Raw genomic sequence first — 21974 nt, 5'->3', positions numbered from 1 at the left:
CAACCGGCATTGAGGAGGGGAGATGTCGCTCGGACCATTGCTATCCGCGCCCCCTCCCATTCCGTGGCATGCATTCGCGGCCCTTGCCGCCCTGGCGATTGGCGGCGCGCAGCTGGCGCTGCCGAAAGGCACGCCGAGCCACCGCGTGATGGGCTATGCCTGGGCGGCGCTGATGCTGGTCATCGCCGTCTCGAGTTTCTGGATCCAGCAGATCCGCCTGATCGGCCCGTTCAGTCCGATCCATCTGCTGTCGATCCTGGTGCTGGTCACCGCGCCGCTGGCGGTGTGGTATGCGCACACCCATCGCGTCGCCGCGCATCGCGGCGCTATGATCAAGCTCTATGTCTTCGCCTTGATCGGCGCAGGCATCTTCACGCTGCTGCCTGGCCGGATCATGCACACGGTCATGTTCGGTCAATAGGCTGGCCAAGGCCTCGCAAGGAAAAATGCCGTGAAAGCACGCGTCAAATGGGTCGAGGAACGCACCTTCGTCGGTGAGTCCGGCAGCGGCCACAAGGTTGTCCTGGGAACAGCGTCCGGCCCGGAGGGCAAAACGCCGGGGCCGAGCCCGATGGAGCTGGTGCTGATCGGCACCGGCGGCTGCTCGGCCTACGATGTCGTCCACATTCTCGAAAAAGGCCGCGAGGCGATCGAGGATTGCGTCGTCGAGCTCGACGCCGACCGGGCCGAGAAGGAGCCCAGGGTCTTCACCCGCATCCACATGCATTTCATCGTCAAGGGCCGCGGGCTCTCGCATGACAAGGTCAAGCGGGCGATCGACCTCTCGATCGAAAAATATTGCTCCGCCACCGCCATGATGGCCAAGACGGCCACCGTCACCCACGATTTCGAGGTCGTCGATACGGCGGCGAAATAGGGGTAGGCAGTAGGGTACGGCTCAAGCAGCCATCAGCGCCTTGATCCCGTCGGCGACAAACTGCACCGCCAGCGCCGCTAGGATGACGCCGAGCAGGCGCGTCAGGATGGAGCGGCCGGTCTGGCCGAGGATGCGGTCGATGCGCTCCGCCAGCACGAACACCAGATAGGTGATGGCGAGGCAGACGAAGATGATGCCGACCAGCGCCGCCTGCGCCGCGAACCCGTCGAAGTGTCCCGACAGCAGCACCGTAGCCGAGATCGCGCCGGGGCCGGCGATCAGCGGGATCGCCAACGGGAAGGCGGCGATGTTGTGGATCATATCCTTGGTGATGGCGACGTCGCCGATCTTCTCCTTGCGGTCCTGCCGGCGCTCGAACACCATTTCGAAGGCGATGAAGAAGAGCAGGAAACCGCCGGCGACGCGGAAGGCCGGCAGCGTGATGCCGAACACCGACAGGATCGACGCGCCGGCAACCGCGAACAGCGCCATCACCAGAAAGCCGATCACCGAGGCGCGCACCGAAACCTGCTGGCGCTCCTCGCGGTTCATGCCGCGCGTCACGGCGAGGAAGAGCGGCGCCAGCCCCGGCGGGTCGATGGTCACCAGTATGGTGACGAAGGCGTTGAACAGGCTGTCGAAGCTCGGCATCGCTGGTCCCCTCCTGCCGGGCGAAGCCCAAGCTCGCCAATTGGTAGAGCAAAGCGGAAGCGGTGGGAACAGGAAGGAGGGGATTTCAGCCGGCTATTCGGCTTTGCCGCAGTAAGCCTCAAGCCGGTACCCGTCAGGGTCTATGACGAAGGCGGCATAGTAGTTGTCGCCATAGGCGGCGCGCAGGCCAGGCGGGCCATTGTCGCCGCCGCCCTCACGCAACGCAGCCGCATGGAAGGCATCGACGCTCTTGCGCGTCGGCGCGGCGAAACAGAAATGCAGGCCGGACTCCGTGTCGGCCGAAACCGGCCGCGCCGCTTCATTCACCCAGAGCGCCACCGCATCGGCGCCATAGCCGAGCGAGCCGGGCGACTGGCTGAGACAGCTATAGCCGAGCGGTTGCAGCACGGCATCGTAGAAGCGCTTCGAGACAGTCGCGTCGCGAACGCCGAGCGAGATGTGGTCAAGCATCGTTTTCTCCGTTTTTGCAATAAGTTGGCCGATCAGCCTTGAGTCGTGCGGCGGGCGAGGAATTCGACCTCGAGCCGCCAGGTGGCGCCGCCGTCAGGCGAGCGCTCGCCGAGCCAGCGGAACGAATTCTCGGTGATGCGCGAAAAGCTCCAACGCACCGACGCGCCGGAGCCATCGGCGCCGATCTGCACGATCGTATCGCCCTCGGCGCGGCCGAGTTGCCGGCTGTAGTATTGGTTACGGGGATCGCTCCAGAAGATGTGCCAGGCATCGACCCCGGGATCGTAGACGCGCAGCGTCGTGCCGTAGAACGTCCACGCGCCGAGGGATGTCTGCACACCAGTTTTGCGCGCGGGCAGGATCCACACATCCTGGATCGCCTTGCCCTCCAGAACCCAGCCGAAATGCACCTCGCCACGCCCGGTAAGAACCGTGCCATCTTCGAGATGGCGCGTGGCGTCGAACGTCCAGGCGCCGACGAAGCGGCCATAGAGCTCCAGCTTTTCGGCTAGGTCGGCGTTTGGGCCGTCGCTGTGCAGGGCCTCGGTGAAGGGATCGGTCATGACTGCTGCCTCGTTTGTCAGGAGAGGACGAGCAATAACGGCCGGACACGGTTCTGCGCTTGGGGAAAATTGCTATCTTTCCGGCCATGACGACACGCGACAAGGAAATTGCCTTCGGGCAAGGCTGGCAGGTGTCGGACGTCATATGCACCGCCGGCGCGGGCGACAGCCCATTCGAGGAGGAGCATCGCGGCTTTTGTGTCGCCGCGGTGACCGAGGGCACTTTCCGCTACCGGACGCGCGAAGGCACGGCGATGCTGGCGCCCGGCGCGATCCTGCTCGGCAATCCTGACACCTGCTATGAGTGCGGGCATGAGCACGGCGCCGGCGACCGCTGCCTCTCCTTCCATTTTTCGCCGGCCTACATGGAACGCGTTGTTGCCGGCGTGCCTGGCGCCAGGCGGCTTGGCTTCACCGGCCCGCGCCTGCCGCCCTTGCCGGCGCTCGCGCCGCTGCTTGCTGAAGCGGAGGCCGCGCGGGAGACAGGCGATACCGATGCATTCGAGGAAATCGGCCTGCGCATCGCCGGGGCGGTGGTCACGGCGAGTTCGGATGCCGCCGATGCCGGCCGCGCGCCGGGCCGGCGCGACCAGAAACGCGTCGCCGAGGCGGTGCGGCTGATCGAACTCGATGCAGGCCGCCCGCTGTCGCTCTGCGACCTCGCCAGCAGCGCGGCGACCAGCCCCTATCATTTCCTGCGCACCTTCCGACAGGTGGCCGGGATGACGCCTTACCAGTTCCTGCTCAGGACCAGGCTGCACAGGGCCGCCGTGCGGCTGCGAACCTCCGACACGGCGATCTCGACGATCGCCTTCGACGCCGGCTTCAACGACCTGTCGACTTTCAACCGCCGCTTCCGGCGCGAGATGGGAGAAGCGCCCGGCGCCTACCGCGCGGGCCGAACGGGCCGCCGCTGAGGACACCCGCAAGGCCGCCAACGGGGCCGGTTCAGCGTATTTGCGGTTCCCGCTCGATGAGGCGATCGGTTGCGAACCAGCCGCGGCGGCTGCAAAACGCGCCGTGGCCATATCGTCGCAATCAGCGGTATCCTTTTGAAATTGCCGTCAAAATTGTCTCTGGAAAAGCGCCATGAAGATTGGAGTTTCGGCGCCGCTTCCTATATAAGCAGCAAGTGATTCCCGACTGGATTGTGACCTGATTTGACCGACCAGAAGACACCGCGCGGGCCGGACGGCGGCCCCAACGGCATCGAGCCGATTTCGATCATCGAGGAGATGCAGCGCTCCTATCTCGATTACGCCATGAGCGTGATCGTCAGCCGCGCGCTGCCCGACGTGCGCGACGGCCTGAAGCCGGTGCATCGCCGCATCCTCTACGCTTCGCATGAGAGCGGCTACCACTGGAACCGCAAATATGTGAAGTCGGCGCGCCCGGTCGCCGATGTGATGGGTAAATACCACCCGCATGGCGACGCCTCGATCTATGACGCCCTCGTGCGCATGGCGCAGGACTGGTCGCTGCGCGTGCCGCTGATCGACGGGCAGGGCAATTTCGGCTCGATCGACGGCGATCCGCCGGCGGCCATGCGCTACACCGAGTCGCGTCTGACCAAGGTCGCGCATGAATTGCTGGAGGATATCGACAAGGAAACCGTCGATTTCCAGGACACTTACGATGCGTCGGGCAGCGAGCCGAAGGTGCTGCCGGCGCGCTTTCCCAATCTGCTGGTCAACGGTTCCGGCGGCATCGCCGTCGGCATGGCCACCAACATCCCGCCGCACAATCTCGGCGAAGTCTGCAACGGCGCCATCGCCCTCATCGACAATCCGGCCATCGACCTGCCGGCGCTGATGGAGATCGTGCCCGGGCCGGATTTCCCGACCGGCGGCATCGTGCTTGGCCGTTCCGGCATCTACAGCGCCTATTCGACGGGGCGCGGCTCCATCGTCATGCGCGGCCGCGTCAACATCGAGGCCCGCGGCAATGACCGTGAATCGATCGTCATCACCGAGATTCCCTATCAGGTGAACAAGGCCTCGATGATCGAGAAGATGGCCGAGCTGGTGCGCGACAAGCGCATCGAAGGCATTTCCGACATTCGCGACGAGAGCGACCGCCAGGGCTACCGCGTCGTCGTCGAGCTGAAGCGCGACGCCGTCGCCGACGTCATCCTCAACCAGCTCTATCGCTTCACGCCGCTGCAGACCTCCTTCGGCGCCAACATGGTGGCGCTGAACGGCGGCAAGCCGGAAGTGATGACGCTGATCGACATGCTGAAGGCCTTCGTCAGCTTCCGCGAGGAGGTGATCAGCCGCCGCACCAAGTATCTGTTGCGCAAGGCGCGCGAACGCGCCCACGTCCTGGTCGGCTTGGCCATCGCCGTCGCCAACATCGACGAGGTGATCAAGCTGATCCGCACCGCGCCCGATCCGCAGACGGCGCGCGAGCAGTTGATGGAGCGGCGCTGGCCCTCCGGCGACGTCGAGTCGTTGATCCTGCTGATCGACGACCCACGCCATCGCATCAACGAGGACGGCACCTACAACCTCTCCGAGGAACAGGCACGCGCCATCCTCGAATTGCGCCTGCAGCGCCTGACCGCGCTCGGTCGTGACGAGATCGCCGACGAGTTGAACACGATTGGTGCGGAAATCATTGATTATCTTGATATTTTGTCGTCTCGCGCACGCATCCAGCAGATCGTCAAGGACGAGCTGATCGCGGTTCGCGACGAGTTCGGCACACCGCGCCGCACCGAGCTCTCGGACGGCGGCGCGGACATGGAAGACGAGGACCTGATCCAGCGCGAGGACATGGTCGTCACCGTCAGCCATTCCGGCTACATCAAGCGCGTGCCGCTGTCGCTCTACCGGGCGCAGCGCCGCGGCGGCAAGGGCCGCTCCGGCATGTCGACCAAGGACGAGGATTTCGTCACCCGGCTGTTCGTCGCCAACACGCACACCCCGGTGCTGTTCTTCTCCTCGCGCGGCATCGTCTACAAGGAAAAGGTGTGGCGCCTGCCGATCGGCAACCCACAGTCGCGCGGCAAGGCGCTGATCAACATGCTGCCGCTGGAGCAGGGCGAGCGCATCACCACCATCATGCCGCTGCCCGAGGACGAGGCGAGCTGGGGCGAGCTCGACGTGATGTTCGCCACCACGCGCGGCACCGTGCGCAGGAACAAGCTGTCCGACTTCGTCCAGGTCAACCGCAACGGCAAGATCGCCATGAAGCTGGAGGAGGAGGGCGACGAGATCCTCGGCGTCGAGACCTGCACCGACAATGACGATGTGCTTTTGACCGCGAATTCGGGCCAGTGCATCCGCTTTCCGGTCAGCGACGTGCGCGTCTTCCAGAGCCGCAATTCTGTCGGCGTGCGCGGCATTGCCATGGCCGACACCGACCGCGTCATCTCCATGTCGGTGATTGAGAATGTCGACGCATCGCCGGCCGAGCGCGCCGCCTATCTCAAGCGGGCGGCGGCGGAGCGGCGGCTTGCAGCCGGTGTGGCCGGCGAGGAAGAAGAGATCGCGCTGACCAACGAGGAGATCGGCGAGGAGGCGGAGCTTTCCGACGAACGCTACGAATTCCTCAAGGAGCACGAGCGCTTCGTGCTGACGGTGACGGAATATGGCTATGGCAAGCGGTCGTCGTCCTACGACTTCCGCCTGACCGGGCGCGGCGGCAAGGGCATCCGCGCCACCGACGTGTCGAAGGTGGCCGAGATCGGCCAGCTCGTGGCGACCTTCCCGGTCGGCAATGATGACCAGATCATGCTGGTTTCGGATGGCGGCACGGTCATACGCGTTCCGGTCTTCGGCATCCGTTTTGCCAGCCGCGCCACCAAGGGCGTCACCATCTTCAACACGGCCGAGGGCGAGAAGGTCGTCTCGGTGGAGCGGATTTCAGAACCGCAATCGGACGAGGAAGAGAGCGCCGAAGGCGAGACGGACGCCACGGACGCCGCTCCCGATACCGCCGAATAGGCCTTAAAACGGCAACGCCGGCCAGACGGCCGGCGCAATCAGGACTGTCGCCGCAATCAGGCGGGTCGAATTCAGTAGTGGCGGTAGGGTTTGCGGGCTTCGAAGCGCCGCGTGTTCGTCTTGGCGCGAACGCGCACGGCTTCCTGATGCAGGCCGAACGCGGTGGCGATCAGCATGGCGACTGTCATTGCGGTGGCTAGCATGTAGATCAGCATGTGCGTGTTCTCCTGCGCCTAATAACGGATAGATGGGACTTTGGTTTCATCTCCTGAAGCGGCAACCTAGTGAACGCTACGTGAAACGTTGCTGATCGTCGCATTCATCTGTCGTTCACGTCTGCGAAAAGGTTCACGGATGCCTGATCAATCGGATTTGCCTTCCGTCCGCGCGCCCGCTAGAAGCCTGCCATGACCGAACGCATCGCCCTTTACGCCGGCTCCTTCGACCCGCTGACCAACGGCCACCTCGATGTGCTGAAGGCCTCGCTCGCCGTGGCCGACATCGTTTATGCGGCGATCGGCATTCATCCCGGCAAGAAGCCACTGTTTTCCTTCGAGGAACGGGTGAAGCTGATCGAGGCGGCGACCAAGGCCGAGTTCGGCCGCGACGGTGCCCGCATCAAGGTCGTGGCGTTCGACGGTCTGGTCATCGACGCGGCAAGGCGGGAGGGCGCCTCGATCATGATCCGCGGCCTGCGCGACGGCACCGATCTCGACTACGAGATGCAGATGGCCGGCATGAACGAGACCATGGCGCCGGAACTGCAGACGGTTTTTCTGCCCGCCAGCCCGTCGGTCAGAACCATTACCGCCACACTTGTCCGCCAGATAGCCTCGATGGGAGGCGACATCCGCCCCTTCGTGCCGGCGGCCGTCGCCGGGGCGCTGACAGCAAAATTCGCGAAATAGTGCATGTCGCCCAAAAGTGGATGCCGGTTTTGGGGTGACGACATGCACCAAACAAAAGATCTTCGGAGAAATACCATGCAGCTGAGGAAGCTCGCTACGTTCCTTGTCGTGCTGGCCGGTCTCGTGACCGCCTCGGTCTCGGCCTTCGCCGCCGATCCCGAAAACACCATGATCATCACGCTGAAGGATGGCGACGTGACCGTCGCGCTGCGCCCCGATCTGGCGCCCAAGCACGTCGCGCAGATCAAGAAGCTGGTGCGCGAGGGCGCCTATGACAATGTCGCCTTTCACCGCGTCATCGACGGCTTCATGGCGCAGACCGGCGACGTCAAGTTCGGCAACATGAAGAAGGGCTTCAACCCCCAGGCCGTCGGCACCGGCGGTTCCGACCTGCCGGACCTGCCGGCCGAATTCTCGCAGACCGAGCACTACAAGCGCGGCGTGGTCGGCATGGCCCGTTCGCAGGATCCGAATTCGGCGAATTCGCAGTTCTTCATCATGTTCGCGCCGGCGTCGTCGCTCGATGGCCAGTACACCATCGTCGGCAATGTCGTCAGCGGCATGGAGCTGGTCGACAACATCAAGAAGGGCGACGAGGCGGACAACGGGACCGTCAGCGATCCTGACCGGATGATCAAAGTGCGCATCGCCACCGACAAGTAAATCTGTTTTTTCAAAAGGATATCTGACATGGCTGAGATCAAGGACCGCGAGAACGCCCTCATCATGGAAACGACCAAGGGCCAGGTCGTCATCGAACTGTTCCCCGACCTGGCGCCCGGCCATGTCGCCCGCATCAAGGAGCTGGCGCGCGAAGGCGCCTATGACGGCGTTGTCTTCCACCGCGTCATCGACGGCTTCATGGCGCAGACCGGCGACGTCAAGTTCGGCAATTCGAGCAAGCCCTCTTTCGCGCCTTCGCGCGCGGGCATGGGCGGTTCCGACAAGCCGGACCTGAAGGCCGAGTTCTCCAACGCCAACCATGGCCGCGGCACGTGCTCGATGGCGCGCGCCCAGAACCCGAATTCGGCGAACTCGCAGTTCTTCATCTGCTTCGATGACGCCTCCTTCCTCAACCGCCAGTACACGGTTTGGGGCCAGGTCCTCGAAGGCATGGACAATGTCGACAAGATCAAGCGCGGCGAGCCGGTGCAGGACCCCGACAAGATCGTGTCGCTGAAGGTCGCGGCCGACGTCAAGTAAAGGCGGCATAACGATGATGGGCGCCGTCTGGTCCCTGCTTGGCATCCTGTCCGGCGCCTTCATCGCCGTTCAGGCGCCCATCAATTCGCAGCTGGCGCGCGGCCTGGGGCTCCCGGTCGCGGCGGCTGCGTTCTCCTTCCTGTCGGGCGCGGTCGTGCTCGGCGTCATCGCTGTCGTCGTGGTGAAGCTGCAGGGCATTTCGCTCGACTGGAAGGCGCCGGCGCCATGGCTGTTCATCGCCGGCGGCATGCTCGGCGGCTTCTACGTCACGCTCTCGACCATTCTCACGCCGCGCATCGGCGCCGCCGCGCTGATGGCGTTCCTGGTCGCCGGCCAGCTGCTGGCCGGCATGCTCATCGACCGTGCCGGCTTCCTCGGCGTGGCGGTGCGCGAGATCTCGCTCGGCCGCATTGCCGGCGCCGTGTTGCTGCTCGCCGGAGCGCTGCTCATCCGGCTCTTCTGATGCGCGTCGACCTCTTCGACTTCGACCTGCCGGAAGCGTGCATCGCGCTGCGCCCCGCCGAGCCGCGCGACAGCGCCAGGATGCTGGTCGTCAGGCCGGGGGAAGGGCTGGCCGACCGTACGGTGCGCGACCTGCCGTCGCTGCTCGGCGACGGCGACGTGCTCGTCTTCAACGACACCAAGGTCATTCCGGCGCAGCTCAAGGGCATTCGCAGGCGCGGCGAGGCACAGGCGCAGGTCGAGGCGACGCTGCACATGCGGGTGGCGCCCGACCGCTGGCAGGCCTTCATGCGGCCTGGCAAGCGCATCAGTGCCGGAGACCGCATCCATTTCGGCCATGACGCCAATTCCTGCTTCCTCGGCCAGCTCGACGCCACGGTGATCGAGAAGGGCGAGGCCGGCGAGGTTCTGCTCGGCTTCGATCTCTCCGGCCCGTTCCTCGACGAGGCGCTGCACGCCGTCGGCCACATCCCGCTGCCGCCCTACATCGCCTCCAAGCGCGACGACGACGAGCGCGACCGCAGCGACTACCAGACCATCTACGCCAGGGAGGAGGGCGCGGTCGCAGCGCCCACCGCCGGGCTGCATTTCACGCCCGAGCTGTTTGCCGCTCTCGACGCCAAGGGGGTGGAACGCCGCTTCGTCACGCTGCATGTCGGCGCCGGCACCTTCCTGCCGGTCAAGGCAGACGACACCGCCGACCACAAGATGCATGCCGAGACCGGCTCTGTCAGCGCCGAGACCGCCGAAGCGCTCAACGCGGCAAGGACGCGGGGAGGGCGGATCGTCGCCGTCGGCACGACGTCGCTGCGCCTGCTGGAGAGCGCCGCCAGAGAAGACGGCAAACTCGCCGCATGGTCGGGCCCGACCGATATCTTCATCACACCCGGCTACCGCTTCCGCACCGCCGACCTGTTGATGACCAATTTCCATCTGCCGCGCTCGACGCTGTTCATGCTGGTCTCGGCCTTCAGCGGGCTGGAGACGATGCGCGCGGCCTATGCGCATGCCATCGACAGCGGCTACAGGTTCTACTCCTACGGAGACGCCAGCTTGCTTTACCGAGCGGAGACGAGCGATGGACGATGATCTGGAACACATGGACCGCGACGCGCTGGTCGCGGAGGTGAAGAAATTGCGCGCCGGGATTCGCACCCATCGCGACTCCACCGGCCACGATCTCTGCTGGCATCACCCCGACCTCTGGGCCCTGCTGCCGGAACAGACCGAACCTGCCATCGCGGTGCCGCCCTGGGAAAAATTCATGCGCGGCTGCATCCGCTACCGGCAGTCGCTCGACGAGCAGGCACCCGGCGCGCCTGTGCACGACAAGGACTTCAATGGCTGAGGCTTTCTCCTTCAAGCTGCTTGCCACCGACGGCAAGGCGCGGCGCGGCGTGATATCGATGCCGCGCGGCGAGATCCGCACGCCGGCCTTCATGCCGGTCGGCACCGGCGGCACCGTCAAGGCCATGTATATGGACCAGGTGCGCGGCGTCGGCGCCGACATCATCCTCGGCAACACCTATCATTTGATGCTGCGGCCCGGCGCCGAGCGCGTGGCGAAGCTTGGCGGCCTGCATGAATTCGCGCGCTGGCCGCATCCCATCCTCACCGACAGCGGCGGCTTCCAGGTGATGTCGCTGTCCAAGCTAAGGAAGCTCTCGGAGAGGGGCGTCACCTTCCGCTCGCATATCGACGGCGCGCCCTACGAGATGTCGCCAGAGCGATCGATCGAGATCCAGGGCCTGCTCGATTCCGATATCCAGATGCAGCTCGACGAATGCACGGCACTGCCGGCCAAGCCGAAGGAGATCGAGCGCGCCATGGAACTGTCGCTGCGTTGGGCCGAGCGCTGCAAGACGGCCTTCGGCGACCAGCCGGGCAAGGCGATGTTCGGTATTGTCCAGGGCGGCGATATTGCCGATTTGCGCGTGCGCTCGGCGCAAGCCCTGAACGCGATGGATCTGAAAGGATATGCCGTCGGCGGGCTGGCGGTCGGCGAGCCGCAAGCGGTGATGCTGGAGATGCTCGACATCACCTGTCCCGAACTGCCGGCCGACAAGCCGCGCTATCTGATGGGCGTCGGCACGCCGGACGACATCTTGAAATCGGTGGCTCGCGGTATCGACATGGTCGACTGCGTGATGCCGACCCGCGCCGGTCGCCATGGCCTCGCCTACACGCGCCGCGGCAAGGTCAACCTGCGCAACGCCCGCCATGCCGACGATCCGCGCCCGCTGGACGAAGAGAGCGATTGCCCGGCCGCGCGCGACTATTCGCGCGCCTATCTGCACCACCTGGTGCGTTCGCAGGAATCGCTGGGGGCGATGCTGCTCACCTGGAACAACCTGTCCTACTACCAGAAACTGATGCAGGATATCCGCACCGCCATCCAGGCCGGCGCCTTCGAGGCGCAGGCGGCCGAGATTTCCGAGGGCTGGGCCCGCGGCGATATTCCGGTCGTCTGACCGGATCAGGTGCTCAGCGACGTCGACGCCCGCAGGCTGCAGCCGGTGATCTGAAAGCTGCCGTCAGGCTGCTGCTCCAGCGTGTAGACCGCCTCGTAGTCCTTGCCGTCGGGCCCGACGATCATCACCTGCTGGATGATCGAGGTCGGGCCCGTCTGCTCGACCTTGCCGAAGGCATAGCTTTGCGGCTTGCGCACCGGCGCGTAGCCGTTGGTCACCATGTTCATGAACATGTCGACGGTCGGGAAGACGCGTTTCACGTTCGGCGCGGCGAAACTGTAGGCCTTGGCGCCGTCATTGGCGACGAAGGCTTTCAGCTGGCTGTCGATGACCGTCTGCGCCGCCTTGATCTCGGCGTCGCCGGCGAAGGCCGAGGACATGAACAGGAATGGAATGATTGCGAATGCGAATAATGAGCGGCGCATGGCCTGTCTCCGTTGTCCCCGGGGGAAATCGCAGTCCGAAGATGCATCCTAACATACGCATGGCATCGCTTGGTGGTTTCAGCAGCTCGCAAGCATCAGCCATTCGGCGCTGCCGAGCAGCCAACTGTTGCGCATGGCCGGCTGATGCTTGAAAGCCGGGCGGCAGTCTGCCAAAAGGGCCGCTTATTCGCTCACAGGCTAGGCAGGACCGGGCAATGAAGGCATTTTTCGTGCAGATTAAGTGCGATCTCGGCAAGGCCTATGAGGTCGCCAGCGCGCTTGCCGATGCCGAGATCGCCTCGGAAATCTACTCGACTGCCGGCAATTACGACCTGCTCGCCAAATTCTATGTCGAGGACGACCAGGATGTCGGCCACTTCATCAACGAGAAGGTGCAGATTCTGCCCGGCATCAAGGACACCTTCACCATCGTGACCTTCCGCGCCTTCTGAGTCGCCTTTTGTCGTTTGCCCGGGAGCAAGGCAAAGCCTGACCCGGTCCCGTCGGCCCTGCCTTAATCTTGGGCAGTCCTGACATAACGACCGCCGTCACTCATCAAATCACCGATTGCGCTTGATTTTCTCCGGCGACGCCAGTGAAATGGTCTTACAGGGGAGTACGCGATTGGCAGCGTTCGATGAAATGCTTCCGGAAGTTTCCGGACTGAGAAGACCATATTCGGCTTATGATCGCTGGCTGAAGGAGCAAGACCCGGCCAGGCTTACCGAGAAAATGCAGGACGCCGAACGCGTCTTCCGCAAGACGGGCATCACCTTTGCCGTCTACGGCGAGCAGGAAGCCTCGGAGCGGCTGATCCCCTTCGACATCGTTCCGCGCATCATCTCGGGCAATGAATGGCGCCGCCTGACGCAAGGCATCGAGCAGCGCGTCCAGGCACTGAACGCCTTCCTCGACGACATCTACCACCGCCAGGAGATCCTGCGCGCCGGCCGCGTGCCCAGGGAACTGGTCGCCAAGAACGAGGCCTTCCTGCCTGAGATGATCGGCGTCAGGCCGCCCGCGGGCGTCTACACCCACATCATCGGCGTCGACATCGTGCGCATTTCGGAGAACGAGTTCTACGTTCTCGAGGACAATGCCCGCACACCCTCCGGCGTCTCCTACATGCTGGAGAACCGCGAGACGATGATGCAGCTCTTTCCCGAGCTGTTCCAGCAGATCAAGGTGCGGCCGGTCGAAAACTATCCGCAGCTGTTACGCCAGTCGCTGGCAGCGGTCAGGCCGCAAAGCACCAAGGGCGCGCCGACCATCGCCGTGTTGACGCCAGGCAGCTACAACTCCGCCTATTTCGAGCACGCCTTCCTCGCCGACCAGATGGGGGTGCAACTGGTCGAGGGCCAGGACCTGCGCGTCGTCGACGGCCACGTCGCGATGCGCACCACCGAAGGCTACAAGCAGATCGACGTGCTCTACCGCCGGGTGGATGATTCTTTCCTGGATCCGCTGACCTTCCGGCCGGACTCCGCGCTTGGCGTGCCCGGCATCATGGACGTATACCGCGCCGGCAACATCACCATCGCCAACGCGCCGGGCACCGGCATCGCCGACGACAAGGCGATCTATTCCTACATGCCGGAGATCGTCGAGTTCTACACCGGCCGCAAGGCGATCCTCGGCAACATCCCGACCTGGCGCTGCTCCGAGCCGGACAGCTTGAAATATGTGCTGGAGCACATCAACGAACTCGTCATCAAGGAAGTGCACGGCTCCGGCGGCTACGGCATGCTGGTCGGGCCGGCGGCGACCAAGAAGGAATGCCAGGATTTCGCCAAGAAGCTCGCGGCAAAGCCGTCGAACTACATCGCCCAGCCGACGCTGGCGCTATCGACGTGTCCGATCCTGACCGAGAAGGGCCTGTCGCCGCGCCACGTCGATTTGCGCCCCTATGTGCTGGTCTCCGACCGTATCCAGATCGTGCCCGGCGGCTTGACGCGCGTGGCCCTCAAAGAGGGCTCTCTGGTGGTCAATTCCTCGCAGGGCGGCGGGACGAAGGATACGTGGGTGCTGGATGATTGAGCTGAGTGAGTAGGGATTAGTGAGTAGGCAGTAAGCAGTAGTGTGAAAGCATAGGGGACTGGGAATGCCGTATTTCATTGAAATTCAAGCTCTTACTACTGCCTACTCCTTATTCCCTACTCACTAGCCCGAAGGGCCACTTCCCATGCTTCTCGGCCGCACCGCCAACGGGCTCTACTGGATGAACCGCTACATCGAGCGGGCCGAAAACATGGCCCGCCTTGTCGATGCCGGCCTGCGCATGGCGCTCACCCGTACGCAGAACGCGTCGGAAGAATGGAATTCCGTGTTGCTTAGCGCCGGATCCGACGTCGCCTTCACCCAGAAGTATCAGGATTATACCGCGGCCAACGTCTCGGACTTCCTGCTGCGCGACACCTCGAACCCGTCGAGCACGATGTCGGCGATCGAGACCGCCCGCAACAATGCCCGCATGGTGCGCACCGCGCTGACGCGCGAGACCTGGGAAAGCATCAACGAGGCCTGGATGTCGCTGAAGCGCATGCTGGCCAAGCCCATCGACGAACGCGACCTGCCGACCGTTCTCGACGCCATCAAGCGCGAGACGGCGCTGATCCGCGGCTCCTTCTACGGCACCATGCTGCGCAACGAGATCTTCGATTTCTCGCAACTCGGCACCTATGTCGAGCGCGCCGACAACACGGCCCGCATCCTCGACGTCAAATATTACGTGTTGCTGCCCTCGATCTCCTGGGTCGGCTCGACGCTCGACAACTATCAGTGGGAATCGATCCTGCGCTCGGTGTCGGCGCATCGCTCCTACCGGTGGGTCTACGATGCCGACTACAAGCCGACCAACATTGCCGACTACCTGATCCTCAACGTGCGCATGCCGCGTTCGCTCACCTTCTGCTACCGCTTCCTCGCCGAGCATCTGAAATTCCTGGGCGACGACTATGGCGAGCGCCACGCCTGCCATGCCACGGCCGAGAAGACCCAGGCGATGCTGCGGGCAGGCTCGATCAAGGATATATTCGACGCCGGCCTGCATGAATTCCTGGCCAACTTCATCCGCGACAACACCAGGCTCGGCGACGAGATCGCGCAGGACTACAGGTTCTATTGAGCTTCATGCTCGCAAACGGAAAATGAAGCCATGCGGCTCAAGATCACCCATCGGACCGAGTACCGCTACGATGCGCCGGTGCAATATCTGCTGCAGCGGCTGCGCCTGCTGCCGGTCAGCGGCCACACGCAGACCGTGCAGTCCTGGGGCCTGAATATCGACGGCGCGCGCGAGGAGGTGCGTTTCACCGACCACTTCGGCAACGACACAAGGCTTCTGAGCGTCGAAGGCGAGCCTCACGCCATCACCATCGAAGCGTCGGGCGATGTGCTCACGCGCGACACCACTGGCGTATCCGGTCCGCATCATGGTTTCGCGCCGCTCTGGCTGTTTGCCCAGGAAACGCCGTTGACCGCCGCCGGCGAAGGCATTCGCGAGCTTGCCGGCTCGGCGGGGAAGGGCACCGATATCGAGCGGCTGCACCGGCTGATGGGCACGATCGGCGAGCGTGTCGCCTACAAGCCTGGCGCCACCACCGTGATGACGCCGGCCGAGGAGGCGCTGGCGTTGAAGACCGGCGTCTGCCAGGACCACAGCCATATCTTCGCCGCCGCGGCGCGCGCCATGGGGTTTCCGGCCCGCTATGTCAGCGGCTATCTGATGATGGACGCGGCTGTCGAGCAGGCAGCAAGCCACGCCTGGGCCGAGGCGCATGTTCAGGGCCTCGGCTGGGTTGCCTTCGATGCCGCCAACGGCATCTCTCCCGACGAACGCTATGTCAGGGTGGCGACGGGTCGCGACTACCGCGATGCCTCGCCCATATCGGGGATTCTGCTCGGTCAAGCGGACGAGAAGCTTGCCGTCACCGTCACGGTAGAGCAGTAATTCAGCAAGATTCGCCGCTGGAGCGGTGCGGCTTTGATAGATTCGCCGATCCGCTCCAGGTTTTTTGACGCAATTCCGGGCGGAAAGGCGCTACGCACTTCTCCTCGAATTGCTCTGGAAGTGCAGCCATGACCTATTGCGTCGGCCTGAAGATCGATCGCGGGCTCGTGTTCATGTCGGACACGCGCACCAACGCCGGCATGGATTCGATCTCCACCTTCAAGAAGATGCATGTCTGGGAGGAGCCCGGCGAACGCGTCATCGTGCTGATGTCGGCCGGCAATCTGGCGACCACGCAGGCCGTCGTCAGCCTGCTCGACGAACGCACCAAGGCGGTTGCCGATCGTCACGCGACGCTGCTCGAGACGCCGTCCATGTATCAGACGGTGCGGCTGGTCGGCGACACGGTCAAGGAGGTCATCGCTCATTCCTCGCCGGCCGGCGACAAGGCCGATTCCTATTTCAACGCCTCCTTCATCCTCGGCGGCCAGATCAAGGGCAGCCCGCCGCGGCTGTTCATGATCTATCCGGAAGGCAATTTCATCGAATCGACCGACGACACGCCGTTCTTCCAGATCGGCGAGACCAAATACGGCAAGCCGATCATCATCCGCGCCTATGAGCGCACGATGAGCCTGGCCGAGACGGTGAAGCTGCTTCTGGTCTCATTCGATTCGACGCTGAAGTCGAACCTGTCGGTCGGCCTGCCGCTCGATCTCCTGTTCTACGAGAAGGACGCCTTCAAGGTCAGCATGAAGAAGCGCATCGGCCAGGACGATCAATATTACCGCACCATCTCGGACGGCTGGTCGAACGCCCTGAGGACCGCCTTTGCCAGCCTGCCGGACTATCCGGGCTAGGGCGGCGCGACCTCGCTGGCGCATTGCCTTTATATATTTAACATGTTAATCAAAATTCGAGCCGGCTGAACTCGCCGGCAGCCGCCGGCTATCGGGAGGAAACATGGACAACAGCGAATTCCGCGCATGGTCGAGGCGTGCCGCCGACTGGGGCGTCGACTACCGCGACACCTTGCGCGAACGGCCGGTGCGGCCAGCGCTCGCGCCCGGCGAGGTTTTCCGTGCCATCGAGGTCTCGCCCCCGGAAACCGCGGAGCCGATGGAGCGGATCTTCGCCGATTTCGAGGAAAAGATCGTGCCCGGCATGACGCATTGGCAGCATCCGCGCTTCTTCGCCTATTTCCCGGCCAATGCTGCGCCCGTCTCGGTGGTTGCCGAATATCTGGTCTCCGCGATGGCAGCGCAGTGCATGCTGTGGCAGACCTCGCCGGCGGCGACCGAGCTAGAGACCCGAACAGTCGACTGGATGCGCCAGGCGCTCGGCCTGCCGGAAGGGTTTTCCGGTGTCATCCAGGACTCGGCCTCGTCGGCGACGCTGGCCGCCGTGCTCACCATGCGCGAGCGCGCGCTCGACTGGCAAGGCAACCGCAAGGGACTCGCCGGGCAGGCGCGGCCGCGCGTCTATTCTTCCGACCAGGTCCACACCTCGATCGATCGCGCCATCTGGGTCGCCGGCATCGGCGAGGAGAACCTCGTGCGCATCCCAGCAGCCGGCCGCTTCCGCGCCATGGACACCGTGGCCCTCGAGGCCGCGATCGTCTCCGACCGCGAGGCCGGGATGCTGCCGGCGGGTATCATCGCTTGCGTCGGCGGCACCAGCACCGGCGGCACCGACGACATCGCCGCCGTGGCTGCTGTCGCCAAACGGCATGGGCTCTATCTGCATGTCGACGCCGCCTGGGCCGGATCGGCGATGATCTGCCCGGAGTACCGGCATTTCTGGGCCGGCGTCGAGGACGCCGATTCCATCGTGTTCAATCCGCACAAATGGCTGGGCGCGCAATTCGACTGCTCGATCCAGTTCATCCGTCGGCCGGAAGATCTCGTGCGCACGCTTGCAATCAAGCCGGACTATCTGAAGACCCACGGCCACGACGGCATCATCAACTACTCGGAATGGTCGGTGCCGCTCGGTCGCCGGTTCCGGGCGCTGAAACTCTGGTTCCTGCTTCGCGCCCATGGGCTGGAAGGATTGCGCACCATGATCCGCAATCACGTCACCTGGAGCCAGGCTCTCGCCGCGCGGCTTGCGGGGGAGGCGGACTTCGAGATCGTGACCGAGCCAATGCTGTCGCTGTTTTCGTTCCGGCATCGGACAGGACCGGGCGCCAACCCCGACGAGCACAATCTTCGCCTGGTCAATGCCATCAACGATGACGGCCGCATCTACCTGACGCAGACAAAGGTCGATGGCGCGATCGCGATCCGTTTCCAGGCCGGCCAGTTCGAGGCGACGGCGGCCGATGTCGAGGCGGCATTCGACGTCATCACCGAAATCGCTCGCCGCCCCACCTGAAGCAACTCGCCGCAGCTTGCGGCCGGTTTGGCTTTGCGATCATATGGTTTTCGTTAGCCGGCTTATCCCTTTTCATTGCTTTCGTTTTGCGATATAGACAAGAAAAACGAAAACGGGAGGGAGAGCGATGTTTCTGTCGCCGCGTCATGCCGAGATCATCCAGATGGCCAAGGACCATGGCCGCGTGCTGGTCGACGACCTGGCAACGCATTTCAACGTGACGCCGCAGACCATCCGCAAGGACCTCAACGACCTCTGCGACCAGAGGCTGCTCACCCGCATCCATGGCGGGGCGCTGTTCCCGTCCGGGATCGAGAACATGGAATATGAGGCGCGCCGCAAGATCGCCGCCGATGAGAAGGAGGCGATCGGTCGCGCCGCCGCCAGGCTGATCCCCGACAACGCCTCACTGTTCATCAACATCGGCACCACTACCGAGTCCGTCAGCAAGGCCTTGCTGGATCACAACGGCCTCATGGTCATCACCAATAATATCAATGTTGCCAATAGGATGCGTGTCTATCCTTCGATCGAGGTAGTGATCGCCGGCGGCGTCGTGCGCGGCTCAGACGGCGGTGTCGTCGGCGAGGCGGCCGTCGATTTCATCCGGCAGTTCAAGGTCGACTACGCCGTCATTGGCGCCTCGGCCATCGACCATGATGGCGCGCTGCTCGATTTCGACTTTCGCGAGGTCAAGGTTGCGCAAGCCATCATCGCCAACGCAAGGCACGTCATCCTGGTTTCCGACCAGACCAAGTTCGAGCGCACCGCGCCGGTCCGCATCGGCCATCTGTCGCAGGTCAACACCTTCATCACCGACCGCTGCGACATCCCCTCGGTGCGCAAGATCTGCGACGAAGCCGAGGTTCAACTGATCGAAACATCGCTCGGCTAGGCCATCTCCGCAGCGTCATCACACGCCTGTGATATTTCGTTTGACATTCGTTCTTATTTCGAATTAATTCCGTGACGGTTTCGCAAAAGACCAAAAATGCTGCAATGCGAAATCGCTGGAGGACTTCTTGGACGCATCACCGATCCATGACATTTTTGTCATTGGCGGCGGCATCAACGGCTGCGGCATCGCCCGCGACGCAGTTGGTCGCGGCTTCTCGGTCTTTCTCGCCGAAATGAACGATCTGGCCAGCGGCACCTCGTCCGGCTCGACCAAGCTGATCCATGGCGGCCTGCGCTATCTCGAGTTCTACGAATTCCGCCTAGTGCGCGAAGCGCTGATGGAGCGCGAAGTTCTCTGGAAGAACGCGCCGCACATCATCTGGCCGATGCGTTTCGTGCTGCCCTATGCCGAGGGCCTGCGGCCGGCCTGGCTGATTCGGCTCGGCCTTTTCCTCTACGACCACATTGGCGGCCGCAAACTGCTGCCGGCGACGAAGACGCTGGACATGGCGAGGGACCCGGCCGGCAAGCCGCTGAAGCCGCTGTTCCGCAAGGCCTTCGAATATTCCGACGGCTGGGTCAACGATGCCAGGCTGGTAGCGCTGAATGCTCGCGATGCGGCCGACCGCGGCGCGATCATCCGCACCCGCACCAAGGTCGTCGGCGCGCGCCGTGACGGCGACCTCTGGGCAATCCGACTCGAGGACGTGCGCACCGGCGAGACCGAGGAAGTCAAGGCCAGGCTTCTGGTCAACGCCGCCGGCCCCTGGGTGGACCACGTGCTGTCGGCGACGGTCGGCCAGAACGACGTCCACAATGTCCGTCTCGTGCAAGGCAGCCACATCGTCATCGCCAAGAAGTTCGACGACCCGCGCGCCTATTTCTTCCAGAACAAGGACGGCCGCATCATCTTCGCCATTCCTTACGAGGAAGAGTTCACGCTGATCGGCACCACCGACCGCGACTATCCGGGCGATCCGCATGAGGTGAAGATCAGCGACACCGAGATCGACTATCTGTGCGCGGCGGCGAGCGAATATTTCGCTCAGGCCGTCAAGCGCTCGGACATCGTCTGGACCTATTCGGCCGTGCGCCCGCTCTATGACGACGGCGCCTCCAAGGCGCAGGAAGCGACCCGCGACTACGTGCTGAAGTCCGATGGCGGCGAGGGGGCAGCGCCGATCATCAACGCATTCGGCGGCAAGATCACCACCTATCGCCGGCTGTCGGAATCGATGCTGGAAAAGATCGAAGGCTTCCTCGGCAAGCGCGGCAAGCGCTGGACGGCGGACGCGCCTTTGCCGGGCGGCAACTTCCCTGCCACCGGCTTTGAGGCGCAAGTGGCGAAACTGAAGAGCGCCTATCCGTTCCTCGACCAGCGCCTGGCGCGCCGGCTGACCCGGCTCTACGGCACGCTGGCGCAGGCCGTGCTGGGCCTGGCCAAGTCGAATGCCGATCTCGGCCGCAACTTCGGCGCCGATCTCTATGAGGCTGAGGTACGCTATCTGGTCCAAAACGAATGGGCGCTGACCGCCGAGGATGTATTGTGGCGCCGGACCAAGCGCGGCCTGCATCTCAGCCGAGAGCAGGCGGCGACGCTCGACGAATTCATGCGTGGAATAAGCCGCCGTCACGTCGCGGCGGCCGAATAGGATGGCCGTGTGATGCACAGAGCCGGGGAGGAGGCATCATGCTGGAACTGAGAAACGTGTCGAAGACGGTCGGCGCGGCGGAGCACATCCGTGACGTGTCGCTGACACTTCAGCATGGCTCGCTCAACGTGCTGCTCGGCCCGACGCTGTCAGGCAAGACCAGCCTGATGCGGCTGATGGCCGGTCTCGACGCGCCGACGTCAGGCTCGGTCTGGTTCGACGGCAAGGATGTCACCGGCCAGCCGGTCCAGAAGCGCAACGTCGCCATGGTCTACCAGCAGTTCATCAATTACCCGGCGATGACAGTCTACGAGAATATCGCCTCGCCGCTCAGGGTCGCCGGCGCCGAGCAGTCGAAGATCGACAAGGAAGTGCGCAACGCCGCGGCACTCCTGAAGCTCACGCCCTATCTCGACCGCACGCCGCTCAGCCTTTCCGGCGGTCAGCAGCAGCGCACCGCGCTGGCGCGCGCCATCGTCAAGAACGCCAGCCTCGTCCTGCTTGACGAGCCGCTCGCCAATCTCGACTACAAATTGCGCGAGGAGTTGCGCGCCGAGCTGCCGAAGATCTTCGCCGCCGCCGGCACCATCTTCGTCTACGCCACCACCGAGCCGCACGAGGCGCTGCTGCTCGGCGGCAATACGGCGACGCTCGCCGAAGGCCGCATCACCCAGTTCGGACCGACCATCGAAGTGTTCCGCAAGCCGGTCGACCTCGTGACGGCGAAGACCTTCGCCGACCCGCCGCTCAACACCATCGTGCTTGCCAAGAAGGGTGCGGTCTTCCTGCTGGAAGGCGGCGTCACGCTGCCGGTGCCGGCGGAACTCGCCGGCATCGCCGATGCAAGCTATACGATCGGCTTCCAGCCCCACCACCTGTCGCTGGAGCGCCCCAACGCAGCCGCCGTGCCGGTGCGCGCCAAGGTCACCATCACCGAGATCACCGGCTCGGAGAGCTTCATCCATCTCGATTTCGCCGACGCGCGCTGGGTGATGCTGACCCACGGCATCCGCGACTTCGAGCCGGATGCCGAAGTCGAGGTCTTCATCGACCCGCGCCACATCATGGTCTTCGACGGAAACGGCCGCGCCGTCGCCGCGCCGAAGCTCGCGGCTTGAGGAG

The 21974-nt window shown here is 64.0% G+C and carries 25 protein-coding genes; 20 read left to right on the top strand and 5 right to left on the bottom strand.

Translation table 11 applies throughout. The features are described 5' to 3' along the window. Positions 1–22 precede the first annotated feature (22 nt). Entirely contained in the window at positions 23–421 is a 399-nt protein-coding gene (locus tag EN846_RS20140; protein WP_127285643.1) for a DUF2306 domain-containing protein, read from the top strand. A 30-nt stretch (positions 422–451) separates the two neighbouring features. Further along, positions 452–877 carry an OsmC family protein gene (locus EN846_RS20135; protein ID WP_127394362.1) on the top strand — a complete coding sequence of 142 codons (426 nt, stop codon included), beginning with the start codon at positions 452–454 and terminating at the stop codon, positions 875–877. A gap of 21 nt (positions 878–898) precedes the next feature. Here the strand turns inward: EN846_RS20135 and EN846_RS20130 are convergent, their stop codons facing one another. The 3 genes from EN846_RS20130 to EN846_RS20120 form a co-directional block, all read right to left on the bottom strand. After that, a complete protein-coding gene (locus EN846_RS20130; RefSeq protein WP_135859266.1) occupies positions 899–1528 on the bottom strand; it encodes a MarC family protein in 630 nt (209 codons plus the stop codon). A gap of 93 nt (positions 1529–1621) precedes the next feature. Next, the gene (locus EN846_RS20125; protein ID WP_127391936.1) at positions 1622–1999 is read right to left on the bottom strand and encodes a VOC family protein; all 378 of its coding nucleotides are present in this window, start codon (positions 1997–1999) and stop codon (positions 1622–1624) included. A 32-nt stretch (positions 2000–2031) separates the two neighbouring features. Beyond that, positions 2032–2562, bottom strand: coding sequence for a hypothetical protein (locus tag EN846_RS20120; protein ID WP_127391935.1), 531 nt, complete (start codon positions 2560–2562; stop codon positions 2032–2034). Between the two features lie 86 nt (positions 2563–2648). On the opposite strand from EN846_RS20120, the gene EN846_RS20115 reads away from it, so the two are divergent. Together EN846_RS20115 and gyrA are read left to right on the top strand one after the other, a co-directional pair. Further along, entirely contained in the window at positions 2649–3479 is an 831-nt protein-coding gene (locus EN846_RS20115; protein ID WP_127391934.1) for an AraC family transcriptional regulator, read from the top strand. 243 nt (positions 3480–3722) lie between these two features. Then, positions 3723–6509, top strand: coding sequence for a DNA gyrase subunit A (gene gyrA / locus EN846_RS20110; RefSeq protein ID WP_127391933.1), 2787 nt, complete (start codon positions 3723–3725; stop codon positions 6507–6509). Positions 6510–6580: 71 nt separating this feature from the next. Here gyrA and EN846_RS20105 read toward each other — a convergent pair whose 3' ends face one another. Beyond that, positions 6581–6724: a hypothetical protein gene (locus EN846_RS20105; RefSeq protein ID WP_127285636.1), complete on the bottom strand. Its 144-nt coding sequence runs from the start codon at positions 6722–6724 to the stop codon at positions 6581–6583. 192 nt (positions 6725–6916) lie between these two features. Between EN846_RS20105 and coaD the strand changes: the two genes are divergently transcribed. The 7 genes from coaD to tgt all read left to right on the top strand — a co-directional run bounded on the left by coaD (position 6917) and on the right by tgt (position 11553). Then, the gene (gene coaD / locus EN846_RS20100) at positions 6917–7417 is read left to right on the top strand and encodes a pantetheine-phosphate adenylyltransferase (protein ID WP_126054740.1); all 501 of its coding nucleotides are present in this window, start codon (positions 6917–6919) and stop codon (positions 7415–7417) included. Between the two features lie 75 nt (positions 7418–7492). Beyond that, entirely contained in the window at positions 7493–8080 is a 588-nt protein-coding gene (locus tag EN846_RS20095; protein ID WP_127391932.1) for a peptidylprolyl isomerase, read from the top strand. 27 nt (positions 8081–8107) lie between these two features. Further along, positions 8108–8620, top strand: coding sequence for a peptidylprolyl isomerase (locus EN846_RS20090; RefSeq protein ID WP_127285967.1), 513 nt, complete (start codon positions 8108–8110; stop codon positions 8618–8620). A gap of 13 nt (positions 8621–8633) precedes the next feature. Beyond that, the gene (locus EN846_RS20085) at positions 8634–9083 is read left to right on the top strand and encodes a DMT family transporter (RefSeq protein ID WP_127285968.1); all 450 of its coding nucleotides are present in this window, start codon (positions 8634–8636) and stop codon (positions 9081–9083) included. Then, positions 9083–10171, top strand: coding sequence for a tRNA preQ1(34) S-adenosylmethionine ribosyltransferase-isomerase QueA (gene queA / locus EN846_RS20080; protein ID WP_135860759.1), 1089 nt, complete (start codon positions 9083–9085; stop codon positions 10169–10171). Before EN846_RS20085 ends, queA begins: the two co-directional genes overlap by 1 nt. Then, entirely contained in the window at positions 10161–10430 is a 270-nt protein-coding gene (locus EN846_RS20075) for a hypothetical protein (protein WP_127391931.1), read from the top strand. The genes queA and EN846_RS20075 overlap by 11 nt, the downstream gene beginning before the upstream one ends. Beyond that, entirely contained in the window at positions 10423–11553 is a 1131-nt protein-coding gene (gene tgt / locus EN846_RS20070; RefSeq protein ID WP_127391930.1) for a tRNA guanosine(34) transglycosylase Tgt, read from the top strand. Before EN846_RS20075 ends, tgt begins: the two co-directional genes overlap by 8 nt. Positions 11554–11558: 5 nt before the next feature. Here tgt and EN846_RS20065 read toward each other — a convergent pair whose 3' ends face one another. Next, positions 11559–11978: a DUF4864 domain-containing protein gene (locus EN846_RS20065; RefSeq protein WP_127285972.1), complete on the bottom strand. Its 420-nt coding sequence runs from the start codon at positions 11976–11978 to the stop codon at positions 11559–11561. Between the two features lie 215 nt (positions 11979–12193). On the opposite strand from EN846_RS20065, the gene EN846_RS20060 reads away from it, so the two are divergent. The 9 genes from EN846_RS20060 to EN846_RS20020 all read left to right on the top strand — a co-directional run bounded on the left by EN846_RS20060 (position 12194) and on the right by EN846_RS20020 (position 21970). Next, entirely contained in the window at positions 12194–12430 is a 237-nt protein-coding gene (locus EN846_RS20060) for an Lrp/AsnC ligand binding domain-containing protein (protein ID WP_127391929.1), read from the top strand. Positions 12431–12602: 172 nt separating this feature from the next. Next, on the top strand, positions 12603–14015 hold the full coding sequence (locus tag EN846_RS20055; protein ID WP_187331400.1) for a circularly permuted type 2 ATP-grasp protein: 1413 nt from the start codon (positions 12603–12605) through the stop codon (positions 14013–14015). A 145-nt stretch (positions 14016–14160) separates the two neighbouring features. Then, the gene (locus tag EN846_RS20050; RefSeq protein WP_127285975.1) at positions 14161–15102 is read left to right on the top strand and encodes an alpha-E domain-containing protein; all 942 of its coding nucleotides are present in this window, start codon (positions 14161–14163) and stop codon (positions 15100–15102) included. A gap of 30 nt (positions 15103–15132) precedes the next feature. Then, positions 15133–15927: a transglutaminase family protein gene (locus tag EN846_RS20045; RefSeq protein WP_127391927.1), complete on the top strand. Its 795-nt coding sequence runs from the start codon at positions 15133–15135 to the stop codon at positions 15925–15927. Between the two features lie 128 nt (positions 15928–16055). Then, positions 16056–16787: a peptidase gene (locus tag EN846_RS20040; protein WP_127285977.1), complete on the top strand. Its 732-nt coding sequence runs from the start codon at positions 16056–16058 to the stop codon at positions 16785–16787. Between the two features lie 103 nt (positions 16788–16890). Then, positions 16891–18303, top strand: a complete 1413-nt coding sequence (locus tag EN846_RS20035) for an aspartate aminotransferase family protein (RefSeq protein WP_135859268.1) — start codon at positions 16891–16893, stop codon at positions 18301–18303. A gap of 127 nt (positions 18304–18430) precedes the next feature. Then, positions 18431–19198 carry a DeoR/GlpR family DNA-binding transcription regulator gene (locus EN846_RS20030; RefSeq protein ID WP_127286741.1) on the top strand — a complete coding sequence of 256 codons (768 nt, stop codon included), beginning with the start codon at positions 18431–18433 and terminating at the stop codon, positions 19196–19198. 127 nt (positions 19199–19325) lie between these two features. After that, positions 19326–20852 (top strand): glycerol-3-phosphate dehydrogenase, encoded by a 1527-nt coding sequence (gene glpD, locus EN846_RS20025; protein ID WP_127392626.1) that lies wholly within the window; start codon positions 19326–19328, stop codon positions 20850–20852. Between the two features lie 38 nt (positions 20853–20890). Continuing rightward, positions 20891–21970, top strand: coding sequence for an ABC transporter ATP-binding protein (locus tag EN846_RS20020; protein ID WP_127392625.1), 1080 nt, complete (start codon positions 20891–20893; stop codon positions 21968–21970). The last annotated feature ends 4 nt before the right edge of the window (positions 21971–21974 follow it).

The sequence above is a fragment of the Mesorhizobium sp. M4B.F.Ca.ET.203.01.1.1 genome (genome assembly GCF_004791025.1).
Taxonomy (GTDB): Bacteria; Pseudomonadota; Alphaproteobacteria; order Rhizobiales; family Rhizobiaceae; genus Mesorhizobium; species Mesorhizobium abyssinicae.
The sequence above is the reverse complement of the archived record's forward strand: the minus strand, read 5'-3'. Positions and strand labels throughout refer to the sequence as shown.

Bases quoted from the DNA above. Each gene is read 5' to 3' on its own strand.
- EN846_RS20140 (WP_127285643.1), top strand. From the start codon at position 23: ATGTCGCTCGGACCATTGCTATCCGCGCCCCCTCCCATTCCGTGGCAT.
- EN846_RS20130 (WP_135859266.1), bottom strand. From the start codon at position 1,528: ATGCCGAGCTTCGACAGCCTGTTCAACGCCTTCGTCACCATACTGGTG.
- EN846_RS20125 (WP_127391936.1), bottom strand. From the start codon at position 1,999: ATGCTTGACCACATCTCGCTCGGCGTTCGCGACGCGACTGTCTCGAAG.
- EN846_RS20120 (WP_127391935.1), bottom strand. From the start codon at position 2,562: ATGACCGATCCCTTCACCGAGGCCCTGCACAGCGACGGCCCAAACGCC.
- EN846_RS20115 (WP_127391934.1), top strand. From the start codon at position 2,649: ATGACGACACGCGACAAGGAAATTGCCTTCGGGCAAGGCTGGCAGGTG.
- EN846_RS20105 (WP_127285636.1), bottom strand. From the start codon at position 6,724: ATGCTGATCTACATGCTAGCCACCGCAATGACAGTCGCCATGCTGATC.
- coaD (WP_126054740.1), top strand. From the start codon at position 6,917: ATGACCGAACGCATCGCCCTTTACGCCGGCTCCTTCGACCCGCTGACC.
- EN846_RS20095 (WP_127391932.1), top strand. From the start codon at position 7,493: ATGCAGCTGAGGAAGCTCGCTACGTTCCTTGTCGTGCTGGCCGGTCTC.
- EN846_RS20090 (WP_127285967.1), top strand. From the start codon at position 8,108: ATGGCTGAGATCAAGGACCGCGAGAACGCCCTCATCATGGAAACGACC.
- EN846_RS20085 (WP_127285968.1), top strand. From the start codon at position 8,634: ATGATGGGCGCCGTCTGGTCCCTGCTTGGCATCCTGTCCGGCGCCTTC.
- queA (WP_135860759.1), top strand. From the start codon at position 9,083: ATGCGCGTCGACCTCTTCGACTTCGACCTGCCGGAAGCGTGCATCGCG.
- EN846_RS20075 (WP_127391931.1), top strand. From the start codon at position 10,161: ATGGACGATGATCTGGAACACATGGACCGCGACGCGCTGGTCGCGGAG.
- tgt (WP_127391930.1), top strand. From the start codon at position 10,423: ATGGCTGAGGCTTTCTCCTTCAAGCTGCTTGCCACCGACGGCAAGGCG.
- EN846_RS20065 (WP_127285972.1), bottom strand. From the start codon at position 11,978: ATGCGCCGCTCATTATTCGCATTCGCAATCATTCCATTCCTGTTCATG.
- EN846_RS20060 (WP_127391929.1), top strand. From the start codon at position 12,194: ATGAAGGCATTTTTCGTGCAGATTAAGTGCGATCTCGGCAAGGCCTAT.
- EN846_RS20050 (WP_127285975.1), top strand. From the start codon at position 14,161: ATGCTTCTCGGCCGCACCGCCAACGGGCTCTACTGGATGAACCGCTAC.
- EN846_RS20045 (WP_127391927.1), top strand. From the start codon at position 15,133: ATGCGGCTCAAGATCACCCATCGGACCGAGTACCGCTACGATGCGCCG.
- EN846_RS20040 (WP_127285977.1), top strand. From the start codon at position 16,056: ATGACCTATTGCGTCGGCCTGAAGATCGATCGCGGGCTCGTGTTCATG.
- EN846_RS20035 (WP_135859268.1), top strand. From the start codon at position 16,891: ATGGACAACAGCGAATTCCGCGCATGGTCGAGGCGTGCCGCCGACTGG.
- EN846_RS20030 (WP_127286741.1), top strand. From the start codon at position 18,431: ATGTTTCTGTCGCCGCGTCATGCCGAGATCATCCAGATGGCCAAGGAC.
- EN846_RS20020 (WP_127392625.1), top strand. From the start codon at position 20,891: ATGCTGGAACTGAGAAACGTGTCGAAGACGGTCGGCGCGGCGGAGCAC.